The 17,854-nt window shown below is 59.1% G+C and carries 14 protein-coding genes; 5 read left to right on the top strand and 9 right to left on the bottom strand.

Annotated features, from left to right (window positions below; all coding sequences use genetic code 11):
* Nucleotides 1-75 precede the first annotated feature (75 nt).
* Together NKH12_RS17590 and NKH12_RS17585 are read left to right on the top strand one after the other, a co-directional pair.
* Nucleotides 76-1,671: a GMC family oxidoreductase gene (locus NKH12_RS17590; protein ID WP_352954296.1), complete on the top strand. Its 1,596-nt coding sequence runs from the start codon at nt 76-78 to the stop codon at nt 1,669-1,671.
* A gap of 33 nt (nt 1,672-1,704) precedes the next feature.
* Nucleotides 1,705-2,238 (top strand): VOC family protein, encoded by a 534-nt coding sequence (locus NKH12_RS17585; protein WP_352954295.1) that lies wholly within the window; start codon nt 1,705-1,707, stop codon nt 2,236-2,238.
* Between the two features lie 67 nt (nt 2,239-2,305).
* On the opposite strand, the gene NKH12_RS17580 is transcribed toward NKH12_RS17585, so the two are convergent.
* From NKH12_RS17580 to NKH12_RS17555, 6 genes are all read right to left on the bottom strand, one after another.
* Nucleotides 2,306-3,085 carry an SDR family NAD(P)-dependent oxidoreductase gene (locus NKH12_RS17580; protein WP_352954294.1) on the bottom strand — a complete coding sequence of 260 codons (780 nt, stop codon included), beginning with the start codon at nt 3,083-3,085 and terminating at the stop codon, nt 2,306-2,308.
* Between the two features lie 72 nt (nt 3,086-3,157).
* On the bottom strand, nt 3,158-3,922 hold the full coding sequence (locus NKH12_RS17575; protein ID WP_352954316.1) for an SDR family oxidoreductase: 765 nt from the start codon (nt 3,920-3,922) through the stop codon (nt 3,158-3,160).
* Between the two features lie 14 nt (nt 3,923-3,936).
* Nucleotides 3,937-4,845 carry an aminotransferase class IV gene (locus tag NKH12_RS17570; RefSeq protein WP_352954293.1) on the bottom strand — a complete coding sequence of 303 codons (909 nt, stop codon included), beginning with the start codon at nt 4,843-4,845 and terminating at the stop codon, nt 3,937-3,939.
* An 83-nt stretch (nt 4,846-4,928) separates the two neighbouring features.
* The gene (locus NKH12_RS17565; protein WP_352954292.1) at nt 4,929-6,743 is read right to left on the bottom strand and encodes a hydantoinase B/oxoprolinase family protein; all 1,815 of its coding nucleotides are present in this window, start codon (nt 6,741-6,743) and stop codon (nt 4,929-4,931) included.
* A gap of 14 nt (nt 6,744-6,757) precedes the next feature.
* Nucleotides 6,758-8,860: a hydantoinase/oxoprolinase family protein gene (locus NKH12_RS17560; protein WP_352954291.1), complete on the bottom strand. Its 2,103-nt coding sequence runs from the start codon at nt 8,858-8,860 to the stop codon at nt 6,758-6,760.
* A gap of 82 nt (nt 8,861-8,942) precedes the next feature.
* On the bottom strand, nt 8,943-10,055 hold the full coding sequence (locus NKH12_RS17555; RefSeq protein WP_352954315.1) for a LacI family DNA-binding transcriptional regulator: 1,113 nt from the start codon (nt 10,053-10,055) through the stop codon (nt 8,943-8,945).
* A 458-nt stretch (nt 10,056-10,513) separates the two neighbouring features.
* Between NKH12_RS17555 and NKH12_RS17550 the strand changes: the two genes are divergently transcribed.
* The 3 genes from NKH12_RS17550 (at nt 10,514) to NKH12_RS17540 (ending at nt 14,106) form a co-directional block, all read left to right on the top strand.
* Nucleotides 10,514-11,443, top strand: a complete 930-nt coding sequence (locus NKH12_RS17550) for a sugar ABC transporter substrate-binding protein (RefSeq protein WP_352954290.1) — start codon at nt 10,514-10,516, stop codon at nt 11,441-11,443.
* Nucleotides 11,444-11,518: 75 nt separating this feature from the next.
* Nucleotides 11,519-13,057: a sugar ABC transporter ATP-binding protein gene (locus NKH12_RS17545; RefSeq protein ID WP_352954289.1), complete on the top strand. Its 1,539-nt coding sequence runs from the start codon at nt 11,519-11,521 to the stop codon at nt 13,055-13,057.
* Between the two features lie 23 nt (nt 13,058-13,080).
* Entirely contained in the window at nt 13,081-14,106 is a 1,026-nt protein-coding gene (locus tag NKH12_RS17540) for an ABC transporter permease (RefSeq protein ID WP_352954288.1), read from the top strand.
* Nucleotides 14,107-14,572: 466 nt separating this feature from the next.
* On the opposite strand, the gene NKH12_RS17535 is transcribed toward NKH12_RS17540, so the two are convergent.
* From NKH12_RS17535 to NKH12_RS17525, 3 genes are all read right to left on the bottom strand, one after another.
* A complete protein-coding gene (locus NKH12_RS17535) occupies nt 14,573-15,058 on the bottom strand; it encodes a hypothetical protein (protein ID WP_352954287.1) in 486 nt (161 codons plus the stop codon).
* A 23-nt stretch (nt 15,059-15,081) separates the two neighbouring features.
* Nucleotides 15,082-17,472, bottom strand: a complete 2,391-nt coding sequence (locus NKH12_RS17530) for a primase-helicase family protein (RefSeq protein ID WP_352954286.1) — start codon at nt 17,470-17,472, stop codon at nt 15,082-15,084.
* Nucleotides 17,473-17,478: 6 nt separating this feature from the next.
* On the bottom strand, nt 17,479-17,854 hold a 376-nt coding region (locus tag NKH12_RS17525), incomplete at its 5' end, for a hypothetical protein (RefSeq protein WP_352954285.1).

Genomic DNA, 17,854 nt, shown 5'->3' with positions numbered 1-17,854 from the left:
CTACCTGCGAGGCGGCGGCCGTGCATGCGGCTGCCGCACCTTTACCGAGCAGCTTGTGCAACAGGGGCAGCACCAATGCCAGACTACATCGTCATTGGCGGCGGCTCCGCCGGCTGCGTAGCCGCTTCGCGGCTGTCGGAGGATGCTGGCAGTTCCGTGCTCCTGCTGGAGGAAGGGCCTGAAGATCGGGCCATCGAAATCCATCTGCCGGTGATGGTCTACAAGACCGCAACCGGCAACCTCTTGCAGCGGTTTGAACAGGAGCCGACGGCCGAGAATCCAAAGGCCACGCCGCCGACCATGGTGCAGGCGCGCGTGCTGGGCGGCGGCAGTTCCGTCAATGCCATGCTCTACATACGTGGCATTCCGTCGGACTATGACTGCTGGGCCGAACAAGGTGCCGAGGGCTGGGCTTACAAGGATGTGCTGCCCTTTTTTCTGCGCGCCGAGGACAACGACACGCTGGCGGGCGACGCGCATGCATCGGGCGGGCCGCTGAAGGTTTCCAATCCGCAATATGTCAACCCGTTGACGCGGACCTGGCTCAAGGCCTGCCAGCAGGCGGGGATTCCCTATGTCGCCGATTTCAACGCCGGTGAGCAGGCCGGTTCGGGTCTCTACCAGATCACGGCGCGCAACGGCCGCCGTGCCAGCGCCGCGGTCTGCTATCTGAAACCGGCGCGCAGTCGGCCGAACCTCAAGGTGCAGACTGGCGCCCGGGCTACGCGTATCCTGGTCGAGAACAATCGCACCGTCGGGGTTGAATACGTCCAGGGTGGGCGCACGCGCGTCGCGCGTGCCGAGCGTGAAGTGATATTGTCGGCAGGCGCGATCAACTCGCCCCGCCTGCTGCTGATTTCCGGCATCGGCCCGGCCGAGCATCTGAAAAAGACCGGCATCCCCGTCGTACACGATCTTCCCGGTGTCGGACGCGGTCTGCAGGACCATGTGGATTGCTACCTGATCTATGAGCTGAACGGTCCCCACGGCTACGACAAATACAAGAAGCTACATTGGAAGGCTTGGGCGGGTCTTCAGTATGCGCTGTTTCGGCAGGGACCTGTCTGCTCCAACATCATTGAGGGGGGCGCCTTTTGGTGGGGCAATGCCGACGATCCGCACCCCGACCTGCAGTATGCCTTCCTGGCCGGTTCGGGCGTCGAGGAAGGCGTGGCGACGGTCGAAAGCGGCCATGGCTGCACGCTCAATGTGTGTCAGACACGGCCGCGGTCGCGTGGATTCGTCGAGTTGCGTTCGCCAGATCCGTTCGCACCGCCAAGAATCGTGCCGAACTACCTGTCCGACCCGTACGACCTCGACACGATGGCCGAGGGGGTACGGCTTGGCCAAGAGATCATGGGACAGCCAGCCCTTAAGCCGATCGTCAAGCGCGAGCAATATCCCGGACGGCTGATGCGCACCAAGGATGACTATCGCGGCTATGTGAAGGAGATGGCGCAGGGCGCACTGCACCCGACCGGCACCTGCCGGATCGGCAGGGATCGCATGGCCGTGGTCGACAGCGAGTTGCGGCTGCATGGCCTCGACGGGCTACGCGTCGCGGACGCCTCGGTCATGCCGAGTGTGCCTTCAGGCAATACCAACGCTCCATCGATCATGATCGGTGAGCGCGTCGCCGACTTCATAGGTCGCCGCCGCAACGCGCACTGAACCGAGATTATTTTCTTATGCAGGAGGCATAAAATGAGCGACAGAAAAGGAATGCCGGGGTTGACCGCCATGGACCATATCGGCCTTGTGGTGCCCGACATGAAGGAGGCGATCGCCTTCTTCGGAGATGTCATCGGCTGCGACTTCATCTATTCCGGCGGCTCGATGAAGGACGACAACGGCACCTTCATGCAGGACAAGATGAACATCCATCCGCGCGCCAACATGAAGGAAGTCGTCTTCATGCGCTGCGGGAACGGCAGCAACATCGAGCTGTTCGACTTCGAGGCGCCCGACCAGAAGCGGGTGTATCCGAGGAACAGCGACATCGGCGGCTACCACCTTTGCTTCTATGTCGAGGATATCGAGGCGGCCGCCGACTACCTGACAGGTAAGGGCGTCAAGGTCTTCGACCGACCCGAACTCGAAAAGCAAGGACCGGGAGCGGGAGAATCCTGGGTTTATTTCGAGGCACCGTGGGGGTTGCAGATGGAGCTGATCAGCTATCCAAACGGCAAGGCCTACGAGACAGATGCGCCAACGCTTCTCTGGAAGCCGGCTCGCTAGCTCGCAGTATTTGGGGCACTAAATGTTCGCGGGACAACCGCGAACAGTGGAGTTCGTTGCACCGATCCTAGATCCAACCGCCGTCCACGATAAATTCCTGCGACGTGCACAACGCGCTGTCATCAGCAGCCAAAAACAATGCCATTGCCGCGATATCGTCGGGCTGGATGCGCGTTGGAATTGCCTGCAGCGCGTCGATACGAGCTTCCCCCTCGGGCGTAAGGTGTTCGCGCCTCTGTCTTTCCGTCATCACCCATCCCGGAACAAGCGTGTTGACCCGGATATTGAAAGGACCGAGGTCTCGGGCCAGGCCCTTTGTCAGACCGTGCGCGCCAGCCTTGGCTGTCATGTATGCGGGGAAGTTCGACCCGATACGCGTGCTTACCGAGCCAAAGTTGATGATCGACCCGCCTCCAAGACGCTTCATCTGCGGGATAACGGCCTGTGCAGCGAAGAACATCGGCCGCTGGTTGATAGCCATTCTGTTGTCCCAGTATTCAACGGTAACGTCCTCGATCTTGTGGCGTGTGTCATTGGCGGCATTGTTGACCAAAACCGAGACCTCGCCGAGATCTCGCCCGACACGCTCTATTGCCATCTGGAGCGCGGCGATATCGCGGATGTCACATTCGATGAACACCGGTGGATGAACGTGCTCGCTCAGCGATGTCACAACCGCTTCAGACAAGGCTTTCTCGATATCCACGAAGGCAACCTTTGCTCCTTGCCAGGAAAATCTCTGGACAAGCGCTGCGCCGATGCCAGAGCCACCTCCGGTGATGAAGATGACTTTGCCCTTGAGCGAAGGGTAACAGGCCGAGTGCCTTCGAGAACCCATCGTCTGCATGTAAATCCGCTTTCATTTTTTGGATGATAGGGGAGCAAGTCAGACAGGCTGCCCCGAGGTGGCGTCACGCGCTCAAACCGTCACGGTGATGCCGCCGTCGACGAAGAGCGTATGACCGTTGATGAACGAGGAAGCTCCGCTGGCAAGAAACACTGCGGCCCCGATGAGTTCTTCAACATTGCCCCATCGACCGGCAGGTGTGCGCCTCTCCAGCCACGCGGAAAACTCGGGATCGTGAACGAGTGAATCGTTGAGCGGCGTCTTGAAATAACCAGGGGCGATGGCGTTGACCTGCAAACCATATTTTGCCCAGTCCGCACACATGCCTCGGGTCAGATTTCTGACCGCCCCTTTAGTCGCTGTGTAAGGCGCGATGCCTTGACGGGCGAGTTCGCTCTGGACTGAGCCGATATTGATGATCTTCCCGCCGCCGCGGCTGATCATGCCTTTCGCCACGGCTTTGCTCATATGGAAAATGCTTGAGAGATTGGTACGCAGAAGCTCGTCCCATTTGTCTTCCGGAAAATCCTGCAATGCCGTGCGATGCTGCATGCCGGCGTTGTTGATGAGGATGTCGATCGGGCCGATCGACCTTTCAATTTCATGGACCCCTTGCCGGGCCGCTGGGGCATCTGTCACGTCGAAGGCCGCCACCTTGACCGACAGGCCGTTGTTGATCAGATTTTTGGCGGCGTCCGTCAGTTGCGGTTCGCGGCGGCCGTTCAGGACGACACAGGCGCCGTGCTCCGCCAGGCCGCTGGCAAGGGCCAGGCCGATGCCCTGGCCCGAGCCCGTAACCAAGGCGATTTTGCCTTTGAGGTCGAAAAGCGATTGCACCGGCACGCTTTCGATCACGAAGCGTACGACACCGGCGTCGCGTGCCAGCCGTCTTTTCGTTTCTCCCAGAAGGCCGCTCTCAGCTGCGCGGAGATCGGACCCGGGCGGTCGTTCCCGAGGATTCTCTTTGCAAGTCGGCTTACCGGCATAATGCCGCCAGCCGTGGTCGAGAAAAAGATCTCGTCGGCGGCTTCAAATTCGTTGCGGGAGATATCCCGGACCTCACAACGAATTCCAAACTCGTCGCAGAGTTCGATTACTGTTTTTCGAGTGATGCCCTGGAGCGCACCATGTTTCGGCGTGATGACCTTGCCATCGATGACGGCGAAGACATTGAAACCCGGGCCTTCGGTTACGTTTCCATCGCGATCCAGCAAAACGCATGTTTCAGCGCCTTCATCATGCGCTTCGAAGTTCCCGCGCGTCAGGTCGCCCCAATGAAAATTCTTGATCGTCGGGTCGAGCGACTCCGGCGCAATTCGCTGCGGAGACGCGACCATTGCATGCACGCCGCGTTCCTGTTGCTCAGGTGTGAACACCCACACCCAAGGCATGACATGGCAGATCAGGTAACTGCGGCCGTTGATGGGATGAAGCGGCACACCGCGCGGCGGACGGGAGCGGACACAGTCCATCGCCACATAGGCCTCACGCAATCCGGTGCGTCGCACCAGTTCGGCGAGGACAGATTTGATCTCATCGTCGCTTTCCTTCGGATTCATCCGCAGCTTCGTCATTGAGGTGCGAAAGCGATTGATATGATCGTCAAGCCGAAAGAATGCGCCGTAGTAGACGCCCACGACATCGTAGGTAACGTCTGACCGGCGGTAACCCCATTCGGTGATGCCAAGTTTTGCATCCTTGAGAGGCATGAATTCACCGTCAATGTAAGCCGCACCGGCGGACCAATCGACTTCTGTCATTGCAATTCTCCTTGATCTGAAAGTTTGGCTGCGGGCGGAGCTACGCGGTCCGATTCAAAAAACAATCGGGCATTGGCCGGTGGCTACACGGCCACCGCCAGTTCGTTCCGGCCGGATCGCAGGATGCGTGTTTGGACGATGTCCAATTCAAGATTGTCGTCTTCAGGAGATCCCTTGACCGCAACTCCGTAGACATCTCGCGCGCGCTGCACGCTGATCCAACCTTCCGCAAGATCGTGCAGCACCCGCGCCGGATCGCGTTCCTGGGGGGAGCCATATCCACCGCCGCCTGAGGAGTGAGAGATCATGCGCTCGCCCGGCTGCAGAGTTGCCCCGTAGCAGGGGGGAAGATCGACGACTGAACCATCGGACTTGCGCATGGCCGCCCTGGACACACCGCCTGCGCCACCGCTGCGAGCGCCCGCGGCGGGGGTGATGGTACCGTCAGCGGTGTAGAGAACCGTCAGCGGGTTTCCGCCCCAGGGGCCGTACTCGCAATAGACCGATGGCGCTCCGCGAAAAGTGCCTGCCCCCTCGGTGTCATCGAGGATATGGCGATCGTAGACAATGATTGGATGGTGGAGCTCATCGACCTCAACGCTGTCGATATGGCACATCCCCGCGTTGCCAGCATGGATCATGGTGAGAAAGCCGTCGGTAACCGGCGTGCCGGCACCGCCGCTGATGCCGATGTGGACTTGATTGATGAATGGCTCGTCATTGTTGTAGGGATCGCGCCCGGAGATGACACCCATTCCTGGGGGCTGGATTGGACCGGTCGCGGCTTGCCCATAGCCGGCCGAAAGCTCTGCTATCGCGCGCTGCACCGGATTGGTAACGTGGTCGGCGAGATTGGTGGTCGCCACCGAACACGAAGCCGGATGCCTCGGTATGCCGACGCAGCAGTTTTCGCGAAGCCGAATGTCAATTCGTCGAAAGCTGCCCGCATTGGCTGTGACATGGTGATCGAGGATTCCGTTGAAAATCCCGATCATCGCCGCGCTCTTGGCGGTTGCCTCCGTAAGATTGAGACCGCAGGGCTGGCAATCAGGGTTATCGCGCAGATCGACAATAATCCTGGCCTGGGCCGTATCGACTTCAACGTCTACCTTGACGGGAATGCCATCCGGGATACCAGGGAACGGGTCGTGCGCGGATACAAGGACGACACGGCCGGAAGACAGTCTTGCGATCGCCTCGATCATTTTTTGCTCGGAATAGTCAAACCAGCGGGTGGCGTAGCCTTCAAGCATGTCCCAGCCGATCTCGCGGCCAAGGTTGAGAAGCTCGCGTTCGCCGATGCGGACCGATCCGAGGCTTGCAAGAAAATCGCCCCACCATTGGTCCGGAACCCGGATACGGGCCTGACACATACGGACGATGTCTTGGTTGGTCTTGTAGTCTTCCTGAATCTTCGTTGCGGAAAAGACCAGGGCGCCCTCTTCGTACAAATCCTTCACGTCAGCGAGATAGCTGGAAGGACGGGAATTGCCGCAGTCTGCCTGATGTGCCTTGGCCAGCACGAAGAAGCGCAGGATGCCCTCATCGTCGATGACGGGAACGATCATGCAGTGGTCGGCCGCGTGGGAGTTTCCCTCATATGGACTGTTATGGAGGAAGCAGTCACCGCGCTTCAGTATCGGATGGTGCTTGAGGACCGCCTGGCACATCAAATCAGGGCCGATGAGCGTATGGTTAGGCAGGCTTTCTGCGGCCGCCAGCAGCTTGCAGTCGGCGGTCAGAACGACACATGAGAAATCATGGGCCGTGTTGAGGATCCCGGAGCGGGCGGTTCGGAAAAGAGTGTTTTGCATCTTGCGTGCAATCGTCTCCATACGACTGGAAATCATCGCCATCTGAACGCCGTCCGGCGCCTTCTTCAAAATTTGCTCAGACATAGGTAAGCACCTCCTTAGAATGTCACGCGCAGGCCACCGCTGGCCGTGCGTTCTGCGACTGTGCCGGGATCAACCACGACGGTGGTGAACGAGGATTCGATGATGGCCGGGCCGGGAACCGGTTCGCCCGGCTGCATGGCCTCGTAACGATGAACGGCGACGTCGCTCCAGCCGAGTTCGGTGAAGTAGACCGGTCGCTTTGCGCGACCACCGGCAAAATCGCCTTCGGGAGGGAGCGTGCCGGCAGCCCGATCGTTCAGCCTGCATCTGACCTTGGCGCGCCAGGTCACGAATTCCACATGGGAATTGCGGTCGCTTATTTCGAAAATACGCTGGTGGGTGTCATGGAAGGCATCCGTCACCTGCTGCAGATCGTCTTCGCTCTTCACCTGATCGAGCGGGAGGGGAACGTCGATTTCCCAGATCTGATGTGGATACCTCGCTTCCACGGAATACTCGATCTGGCAGTCGAGAGCCCCGGCGCCGGGTCCTTCCGTGAACTCAAGGCATCGCTTCCTCAGGTCTGCCAGAACCTCGTTGATCCTCTCACCCGCAAATCTGTCGCTCGTCGTAAACTGCAGTTGCGCATAGTCCGACGAAAGCTCCGACATCAGGGCCCCGGCTGCGCTCATCACGGCACCTGCCTCGGGGATGAGGACGCCGGCACATTGAAGACGCCTTGCGACCGCGACCGCATTGAGTCCGGCAGCACCACCGCCGCCGATCATCACGGCCGAGGTGGGATCGATGCCCTGATTGACCGTGATTTCCTCGATCGCTCCGACCATCTTTTCGGTCGACAGTCTCAGGACGGCGGCAGCGGCTTCCTCCACTTTGATGCCGAGCGGCTCGGCCACCTTCATGCGCAATTGCCGGCTAGCCTCCTTCCGATCGAGGACCATGGCGCCACCCAGAAAGAAGTCCGGATCGATGTAGCCCAAGACCAAGGCGCAGTCGGTGACGGTAGGTTCGGTTCCACCGCGGCCGTATGCGACCGGCCCGGGCGTCGAGCCGGCGCTCTGCGGACCGACCTGCAGAATTCCGCCGCTGTCGACCCATGCGATCGAGCCGCCTCCGGCGCCGATACTCTTGATATCGACAGATGGAAAGCCGGTCATATGGCCGCGCGTGCGCTGGCCGATCCACGTTTCACGGCTCCAGGGGATGCGTCCGTCACGCACCAGGCTGACGTCAAAGGTGGTTCCACCCGTGTCCGCGACAATCGCGACGGCGTTGCGAAAATCGCGCTCTGCATAATAGCGGCCGGCGACGGGCGCCATCGCCGGTCCGGAATTGATCGAATGGATGGGAGCACGTGCAACTGCCGCCGCATCCATGATGCCGCCACCCGAGGTAACCATCAGCGTGCGGCCGTTGAAACCGGCGTCCTGCAACCTGTTGGTCAAACCATCGAGATAACTGGACATCAGCGGTTTCAGCGAGGCGTCGATAACGGTCGCGGAAGCTCGACGATATTCGCGCAGGGTTGGATTCAGCTGATGCGAGAGCGTGTATGGAACATCCGGCAGATGCACCTTGAGCAGTTCTCCGATCCGCCGCTCATGAACCGGGTTGACAACCGACCACAGGAGGCAGACGCCAACGGCTTCAATTTTCAGCGCCTCCAGTTTTTTGATTGTGGCGACGAAGTCGGCTTCGTTCAGCCCTTCGACGATATTGCCGCGAGCATCGACGCGCTCATTCGCTTCGAACGTATATCGCCGGGGCACATAAGGTTCAGGGTAGGCAACCGTGAAATTGAACGGCTCTATTCGTCCGCCTTCGCGCATGACCAGGATGTCACGATGACCTTTGGTCGTGATGAAGGCCGTTTTCGCGGTCTTGCCAGTAATGATCGCGTTGATGGCGCGGGTGGTGCCGTGTACGAACATGGCGCAGCGGTTCAGAAAGTCCCCGAGCTCCAGTCGGTAGTGCCTGGCTGCGAGGTCCAGGGCATCGAGCACGCCGCGCACCGGGTCGTCAGGCGTCGTCGATGCTTTGAACAGCCTAATCTCGTTGCCATCTTCAACGACAAGGTCGGTGAAAGTACCACCGGTGTCGCACGCCATCCTGAGATGATTTGCGCTGGGGCTGGTCTGGGTGGCGTGGGTGTCCATAAGGCAAGCCTCTTTCGTGCCGGCGCGGATGCATCCGGCCGGATATTCTGGGGTTGTTGGAAGAAGCGCAGTTCGGGGGCTGTTATTCCAAGGGCTTCCGGACACGTGTGCTAGCCTCTTCCTGTGGCTTGGCACATGTGTCTCGAATGACGAGTTCGGGCAGAAAGATCGTGTCGGAGCCGGCACTGGTCGGCGCCGCATTCGGGTTGAGAACGCGCTCGACGGCAGCGCTGGCCATCGCCTCGATAGGCTGACGTATGGTTGTCAGTGCAGGGAATGACAGCTGGCTGATCCAGGCATCGTCCACGCCAATAATCGACATGTCCTTTGGAACGGCAATGCCGGCGGAACGGAATGTCGCCAGCAACCCCAGCGCGATCATGTCGTTGAACGCGATGATAGCCGTGGGCCTGGGCGACAGCGCCGCCACATCGGAAGCGGCATCGCGACCGACCTCGACCATCTGGGCGTCTGCGATATCAAGCGCGCTCTGGTGACGCTCCAGCACAACAGCCTGACTGTCATCGAGTTCACGATCTTTCATCGCTTTCTTGAAACCGGACAACCGCATCACCCGGCTGTGGGTGATGAGGGGATCGGTGACATAGGCAATCCGCCGATGACCAAGGGCAAACAGATGCTCCACAGCCATCCCGATTGCCGCCTCGTGATCGAGATTGACCGTATCAAGCCGAGCAAGCTTCAAATCGAGCCTGTTGGCGTCCACAGCAACGATCGAAAGGTCGCTCCACGCAGAGTAATAACCCCGCCTGGTGTTCAGGGGCGCGATCGTGATGAGGTCGGCAACGCCAACGGCGGCCAGATTGTCCAGAAACTCCTTCTCAAGCTTCGGGTCGCGCATGGTGTTGCACAGATGAACCCTGTAACCCGCCTTCACCGCAGCCTGTTCTATCGAGAACACCATCTGCCCGTTGAAGGGATTGACGATGCTGGGCACGACAAGGGCAATTACCCGGGCCCTGCCGGTCTTTAGCTGGCGGGCTGCCTGGTTCGGCCGGAAATCCAGTTCGGCAATTGCGGTTGCAATGCGTGTCCGTGTCTCCGTTCCGAGGCGGTGGAATCGATTGTTTATGTAATTCGAGACGCTGCTCACGGATACGCTCGCGGCTTTCGCAACATCCTGAATGGTGACGCGCTCGGCGGCATCCGTGGGCGATCCGCTCTTTGGTGGCATGACGTTCAAATCTCCCAAGGTCCCAAAGAACCTCATTCTACGACTCCCACGGCAGAACGGAACCTCGACTGGTCGCCAGCCAGCTCGCAGTCAAAATGGCGATCTGTTTGTAAAACGATACACCGATAAATATCCGTGTCAATCGAGAATCAAACAGAGGTCTCACCAAGCCCTAACCCCGTTAACTGCCGAGCATCGAGAGATTCTCGTGTTTGGCCCGATCAGGTCCTTAGCCAAGGGAGTTGACATATTAAAAAATTTCAGTGTATCGTTTTACCTAATGCAGCAAGCCGAAGAGCTTCGCAGCAGGCTCACCGACGCTGACCAAGCCGAGCATTGGCAACGCAGAGCCTGAAACTTGCACGATCGTTTTTTGCGATGCCGCAAGTCCGACGGGTACCGGGACGAAGTCGGCAACGACAGAGCTTTACATCATCAAAAACCGACGGAGACGGAACATGAAAAAGATTCTTCTGGCTGCCGCTTGCCTAGCGCTACTCGGTGTACCTGCCGAGGCTGAAACGATCGGCTTCAGTATGCAGCGGTTCGACGACAACTTTCTTGCGATTCTTCGCAGCGGCCTGGAGGCACATGCCAAAGACCTTGGGAACGTGACCTTGTTGATCGAGGATGCGCAGGGCGACATCGCGCGGCAGCAAAGCCAGATCGAGAATTTCATTGCCGCCAAAGTCGATGGGATGATCGTGATTCCGGTTGAGGCCGATGCCGGCGTTGCAATGTCGAAGACTGCCGACAAGGCTGGAATCCCTCTGGTTTTCGCCAACAATCAGCCTTCCAACGTCGATGCGCTGCCAGAAAAGCAGGCTTTCGTCGGGTCCGACCAGATCCAGGCAGGCAGCCTAGAGGCGCGCGAGGTGTGTCGCCTGCTGGGCGGCAAGGGCAAGGCCGTGATTCTGATGGGCGAGCTCGGAACCCTGGTTGCGCGTGGCCGCACCGAGGCGGTGCACGAGGTCTTCAAGTCCGATGACTGCAAGGGCATCGAAATCGTCGAAGAGCAGACGGCGACCTGGTCGCGCACGCAAGCGCTCGACCTGACCACAAACTGGCTGTCGGCAGGCCTGAACTTCAACGCTGTCATCGCCAACAACGACGAGATGGCGCTCGGTGCGCTTCAGGCCATCAAGGCAAGCGGCGGATCAACCGGCGATTACGTGGTTGCCGGCATTGATGCGACGCAGGACGCCTTGACAGCCATGAAGTCAGGCGACCTCAAGGTGACCGTTTTCCAGGACGCCATCAGCCAGGGAAAAGGTGCGCTCGATACCGTTCTAAAGCTGGCGCGAGGCGAGAATACCGACAGAAAGGTCTTCACCACGCTCGAACTCGTCACCAAGGACAACATGGACAAGTACCTGAACAGGAATTGATCGCCAACATCGCGCGCCGGTCATTGATCGGCGCGCGCGGACTGTTTCGTTCGATCTGGATTGGGGACTACTTCCATGCAGACCACAGTCGCCGTTACACCAATCCCACTCGGCATTGAGGACAAGCGTCAGCCCTGCCTGCTGAGCGTGACCGGGATCAGCAAGTCGTTTCCGGGCGTGGTGGCACTCGACGACGTGAGCTTTCAACTCAGGCGGGGCACTGTCCATGCACTCATGGGCGAAAACGGCGCGGGGAAATCCACGCTGATGAAGATCCTGGCCGGGATATACCAACCCGATGCGGGAAAAATCCACCTTGACGGCGTTTCCGCTCAGTTCAAGACGCCGCTCGACGCGCTGATGCAGGGTGTAGGCATGATCCATCAGGAGTTGAACCTGATGCCCTCGATGACAGTCGCGGAAAACATCTGGATCGGCAGAGAGCCGCGCAACCGATTTGGGATGGTCGATCATCGGCGCATGAATCGCCTGTCTTATGAGCTTCTGACGGAACTGAAAATCAACCTAAATCCAGAGGCGGAAGTTCGCCATCTGTCGATTGCCAGCAGGCAGATGGTAGAAATCGCGAAGGTGGTTTCCTACCGCTCACGCGTCCTGATCATGGACGAGCCCACATCGGCGCTGACAGAGCGCGAGTCGGCCCACCTCTTCGAGATAATAGACGGCCTGAGAAACCAGGGCATCGGTATCGTCTACATCTCGCACAAGATGCATGAGATCTTCGAGATCGCTGACGAAATCTCCGTTTTCCGTGACGGCAGATATATCGGCACCCATGCGGCGGCGGCCACCAGCCGCGACGAGATCATTCGCATGATGGTCGGCAGGGACATCTCAACGCTGTTTCCGAAAGAGAACGTACCGACCGATGATGACTTACTTTCGGTTCGGGACCTCGCTTTGCGCGGCGTCTTCTCGGACGTCTCTTTCGATCTGCGGGCGGGCGAGATACTGGGCCTCGCCGGTCTGATCGGCTCGGGGCGGTCCAACGTTGCCGAAACCATCTTCGGCGTGACGCCCGCCACCAGCGGCGAGATACGGATAAGGGGGCAACGCGTCGATTTGAAATCGCCACGCGATGCGGTCGACAACGGAATGGCTTTCCTGACAGAAGACAGAAAACAAAGCGGCTGTTTTCTCGTCCTCGACATCCTCGAGAACATGCAGATTGCCGCTCTTCAAAGCCAATTCGTCAAAGCCGGATTCGTCCAGAGCAAGGCGATTGCCGCGGCATGCCGCGAGATGAGCAAGACCTTGCGTGTCAAGAGTTCCGGAATTCACACCACAGTCGAAAACCTTTCAGGTGGCAACCAGCAGAAGGTGCTGATCGGCCGCTGGCTTTTGACCAAACCGGGCATCCTCATCCTCGACGAACCGACACGCGGCATCGACGTTGCCGCCAAAGCAGAGATTCACGCTCTGGTTTCATCGCTCGCCAGCGCGGGAGCGGGCGTCATTCTAATTTCCTCGGAAATGCCGGAGATCCTTGGAATGAGCGATCGGATCATGGTGATGCATGAAGGCAAGATCACCGGCGTTCTGGACCGCGATGAAGCGACGCAGGTCAAGATAATGGAACTCGCTTCAAAGTAGGCGAGGAATAGAGGAACTGCACGATGGGAAAAGACACAACAGCCGCCGCCATTCCTGAGTACAGTGGTAGCTTTGGCGGCTGGCGAAAACCGCATGAGCTCAATATCTTCCTAGTTCTGGTGGGGATCGTTCTTCTCTGCGAGGTGTGCGGCTGGCTTTTGATCGGGCAGAGTTTTGTCTGGAATCCGCAGCGTCTTACGATCACCATCCTGCAGGTTTCCGTGGTCGGGATCATCGCAATCGGCGTGACACAGGTCATCATCACCGGCGGCATCGACCTTTCTTCGGGTTCCGTCGTGGCGGCAAGCGCGATGATGGCGGCTGGGTTTGCCCAATCCGCGGAATGGTCGAAGGCTCTCTATCCATCACTGACCGATTTGCCGGCTATCGTCCCGGTCGCCATCGGTGTCCTGATCGGCTTGGTTGCAGGCATAACCAACGGCGTTTTTGTTGCCTATGCCCGAATCCCGCCGTTCATCGCGACGCTCGGAATGATGGTTTCGGCAAGGGGCATTTCGAAATGGTATACAAAAGGGCAGCCCATTTCGGGGTTGACCGAGCAATTCACCGCAATCGGCTCGGCTGCGTGGCCGGTGCTTGTCTTTGTGGCCGTTGCCATGATTTTCCATGTGGCGCTTCGCTACACACGATACGGCAAGTACACCTATGCCATTGGCGCGAACGTCCAGGCAGCGCGGGTCTCCGGCATAGATGTCGAGAGGCATCTCGTTAAGGTGTACGCGATTGCTGGAATGCTCGCTGGGCTCGCCGGCATCGTCACCGCGGCACGCGCGCAGACGGCTCAATCTGGCATGGGATACATGTATGAACTCGATGCGATTGCCGCAGCAGTGATCGGCGGAACGTCCCTTGCTGGCGGGGTGGGCCGGATTGGGGGCACCGTTATCGGCGTGGTGATCTTGGGCGTGATGTCGTCAGGCTTCACGTTTCTGCGGGTCGACGCCTACTATCAGGAAATCGTGAAGGGCTTAATCATCGTCACGGCCGTGACCATTGATGTCTACCGGAATCGGCAGAAGCGCTCCTAGATTGAGTCCATTTTCGAAGGGTTTCTCGTCGCCTTGTTGACAAACATGGGCCAAGCCGCGCGTCTGATCCTATAAAGAGGGGCCGCTGCTCGAGCGTCGGGAGGCGCGGGGCGATCTTGGCCGTCACAGAGGCAGCGGACGATCGACCGCAACACTTTCGGGGCGGGGCCTGTGGTGGACAGCGCCCGGCGCTCATGCAAGGGCCGCGTATATTTCACCGACTTCTTTGGCAACCAGGACGATTTGACGATCAGCGTCAAATTAGACGTGACCGACTTTGACCGCCTCCATCTCTTAAGCTGGTCAGCCATGTCGCTTTGGACGCACCGCTGAGGGCCTGCTGTAAGGCTTCTGCTCACGGATCTGTAGGCCTGCGGGGGTGGGTCTCAGGGTAAGCCGGCAACACTACTGGAAGTGCATTTGGTGGCGCATACGCCAGCGCATGTTGCACAATTATTTCACTGGGCTAGACGGCCTCAACCTCGCGGAAATTCCGCCACAGGCGGTTCACGGCGGGGAACAAGTTGTGCACCCCCTCCAGCTGGGCGATACGATCGCGGACGGCAGCCTCGCTGATCACATCCAGCGGCATGCCCATCTGCTGGAGCCAGAGCGCCGAGAACTGCCAATCAGAACACTTACCACCCGAGAGCCACTCGGCGATCTTGTCCGGGCGATAATATATGCGGTTGCCCTGCCCCCGCCGCATCGGTTCGGTTGCGGGCCCGAGATCTCGCATTCTCCAATTCGCCAAAACTTGAATCGAGGTGCCCAGAAACCGTGCTGCAAGGCGAGAGGGTATCGGGCGCCATGGAGGAAGGTTTGTCGTCATGGCAACCGCGATGAAGTGCTTAATGTCGACGTGCTTGGCGATCCCCTTCGGTGTCCAACTGTCCAATTGTCCAACCTCTTTTTCTTCAAAATGATAGTTAGAAGAGATATAAGTCTGCATGCTCCCTTGCTCCGCGCACCTGGCTAGATTGCCAGTTTGACAGCTGCCGCGACGACTGGCATCAATCCCGATGTGATGACATCCGAGTCTCTACCCAGCAGAGCAGCTCTGACCTGGTCGTTCGATGCACTCATCCACCGTTCCACTTCCTGCCACGCCCAGACATAGCCACGTTGCGTCACTCCCACAGGGCGCGGAATGGATGTCTTCGTGCTCCGCTTGCAATCCCCCAGCTTCTTCAAGATTGGCGTGATCTGCTGCACGGTAATCGTCTTCTTCATGCGCTCTTCAACGGCACCGGCTACGTCCTCGGCCAGATACACCGGACGATTGAACGGCGAAGAGCCGCTCTCCCGAAGCTCCGCAATGATCTGCTCCGGCACGGATGCGCTAGCCCGGATCAACTCTTCCTTCGCACCGGTTCGCGGCGGCTCGGCATTTGCGTCGAAGTCGGAGAGGTCGAAGTTCAGAAGATAGTGTTTGAAGGCGGCAATGCTCTCGTCCGAGAGACCGGCGTCCACGAGCTGACGATAATATGTGTCTTCCCGTTTTGCGGCTTCCACCTTACACACGAAGAGCCGCCGGTCGTCATGCTCGATGGCCATGGGCTTATCGCTGTTGGTCATGATGATTATGCCGCGAGGCGTCCTCACGTTGAAAGCATCAATCCCCTTGCGCTCGACAGATTGGATCTCCTCTGTCGCCCATCGCTTAAGGCGGTTGTAAGCCGTCTTCAGCTCATCGATCTGCAGTTCGTCGAGGGCCAGAAGACGAACGTTTCCGAGCTCAGCCTGCCAACGCTCGCCCAGAACGCCACCGTACACCTCACGAACATCATTCTCATGGAACATGCGCTTGACGGCCTGCACCAGAAGGTTCTTGCCAACACCCTGTCTGGATTGCAGCACGATCGCCGACTTGATCTTGGCGGCCGGCCGCTGGATGAGATGGGCAAGGTATTGAAGGACCCAATGCCTCTCCCCGTCGCCAGGCAGAAGATAGCGAAGGTGGTCAAGCCAAAGAGAGGCATCGCCTTCCGCGGAAGCGATCCCCCCGTCCTTCCAGGTGTTAAAAGTCCGGACCCCATTTCCCTCGACAATGAGCTTTTCATTCCCGACCAGGAAGTCGTGCTCGTCGGCCAGACACGACAGTTTCGAATTGCGGAAGGCCGTGCTGGCCAGCTGGTTCTTGCGCATGTTCCGCGTGAAGGAGCGATCGAAATCCTCCTTCGTCTTGTCTCGCCCCGTCGAGATGTCAAAGAACAGACCCGTTTTTGAGTCGAGCACGTACTTCGCCTGCAGCGGTCCGAGCCCCGGATCTGTGCGGGCCAGCTCCACCGGAGTCCGAATGACCATTCCTTCCCGGAAGAGGCAGCCTCCGCACTCGGAGTTAGTCGCAGCGATCGTCTGGCACAGCTTAGGGCGGTACTTGCTGGCGTGATCCAGCTTGGCTTGGGCTTCGCGATAAACGTATCGCGGGTCGCGGGCAGACATCAGATGAAAATAGCGCTGCCCTTGGGGGATGTGCGCCAGAATATCAGCGGCGTCCTTCCACTGCGGCTCGGTCAGGCGCTCACTGGCCTCGTCACATGAACGAAGAAAGCTGCAGGCTGTGACCATCGCAAGAGCACCAGCGGCACTCTTGCTGGCGTCCTCATCCTCCGAGATCATTTCCTGACGAAGTGCGTCAGCCAAGGCATGCCCGCCAGAACGCGACGAACTGTCAGAGCTCTCGGCTATTCGGGCCGCGACGACGCCTTCCATCTGCTCGAGGGTCCAGGTCCGACCACTTGCCCCGTCCAAGATGTGGACGGGTTTGGCCGGCTTGGTCTTAGGGTTGAACGTTCCCGGCACCCTGAGGACGCGTGCGAGCTCTGCGATAAAGTCCAGCTTGAGCCCATGTCGTTCCCAGACCACCCGAGCCTGCTCGTTCCAGGCTGACCAGAGTCGCTCAACGCGGCTCCGATCTTCCGACGTCTTCAGAAGCAAGGGCTGCTCGAACTGCCAGATCGGGTAGATCCCCCCACCGGAATGGACGATCAGAGTGGGCTCGGGTAGTCCGGCCTCCCCTAGCAACTTGAGCGCTTGCTCTTCGTTTTCCGGGAGGTTTTTGGCGGAGTGCACCCCAGTGGCGAGGTCGATGTCGAGCGCCAGGAAGGCGACGGCACAGGCCGTGTCTTTTTGGCGCGTCTGTTTGTCGAGGGCTTGCCCATCGTGAAGGGCTACCGCGAGGTACCGATGAACGTTATCGGGCTGTGCTGCCAAAAAATCGAAGGCGATTTCTCGACTGCTATACGGAAACACCGTGTGCCGCGGACGCCCACCCGACAATTCGAACACAACGAGGTTGCCCTCGCCTTCCTGCCCGAACATCAGCTCGATGTAGTCCTTAATCTGCTTCCTGTTGGAGTGCATGGGCGCTTACCATGCCTTCCTGGAGAACACGGTCGTGAGAAACGTTCGCGGATCGGCGTCGTCGTAATGGGCGAACTCACGGATGCGTCGAGCGCGATCGTCCTTCAAGATGATGTCCGCGGCCCGTCGGATCTCTTCGTCACTAGCTTCGCGAGCTGCCCAAGATTTCCAGCTCGGAACGAACGGCTTCGGAAACCAATAGTGGTCTGAGGCGTAAGCAGGATGCGGCCTCGGGCCAAGCCCTGCCTGAACGAGCTCGATGAGTGCATCCCGGGGGATATGAAGTTTTAGTGTCTGAATCAAAACGACTGGTGCAATTTCAAGGTCTTGCGAGGCGACGCGTGAGCAGGCGGATGTGGGCGATGAAGACCCAGGCTTCGGC

Origin of the sequence: Mesorhizobium sp. M1322 (assembly GCF_040318085.1) — a bacterium.
Lineage (GTDB): Bacteria > Pseudomonadota > Alphaproteobacteria > Rhizobiales > Rhizobiaceae > Mesorhizobium.
The sequence above is the reverse complement of the archived record's forward strand: the minus strand, read 5'-3'. Positions and strand labels throughout refer to the sequence as shown.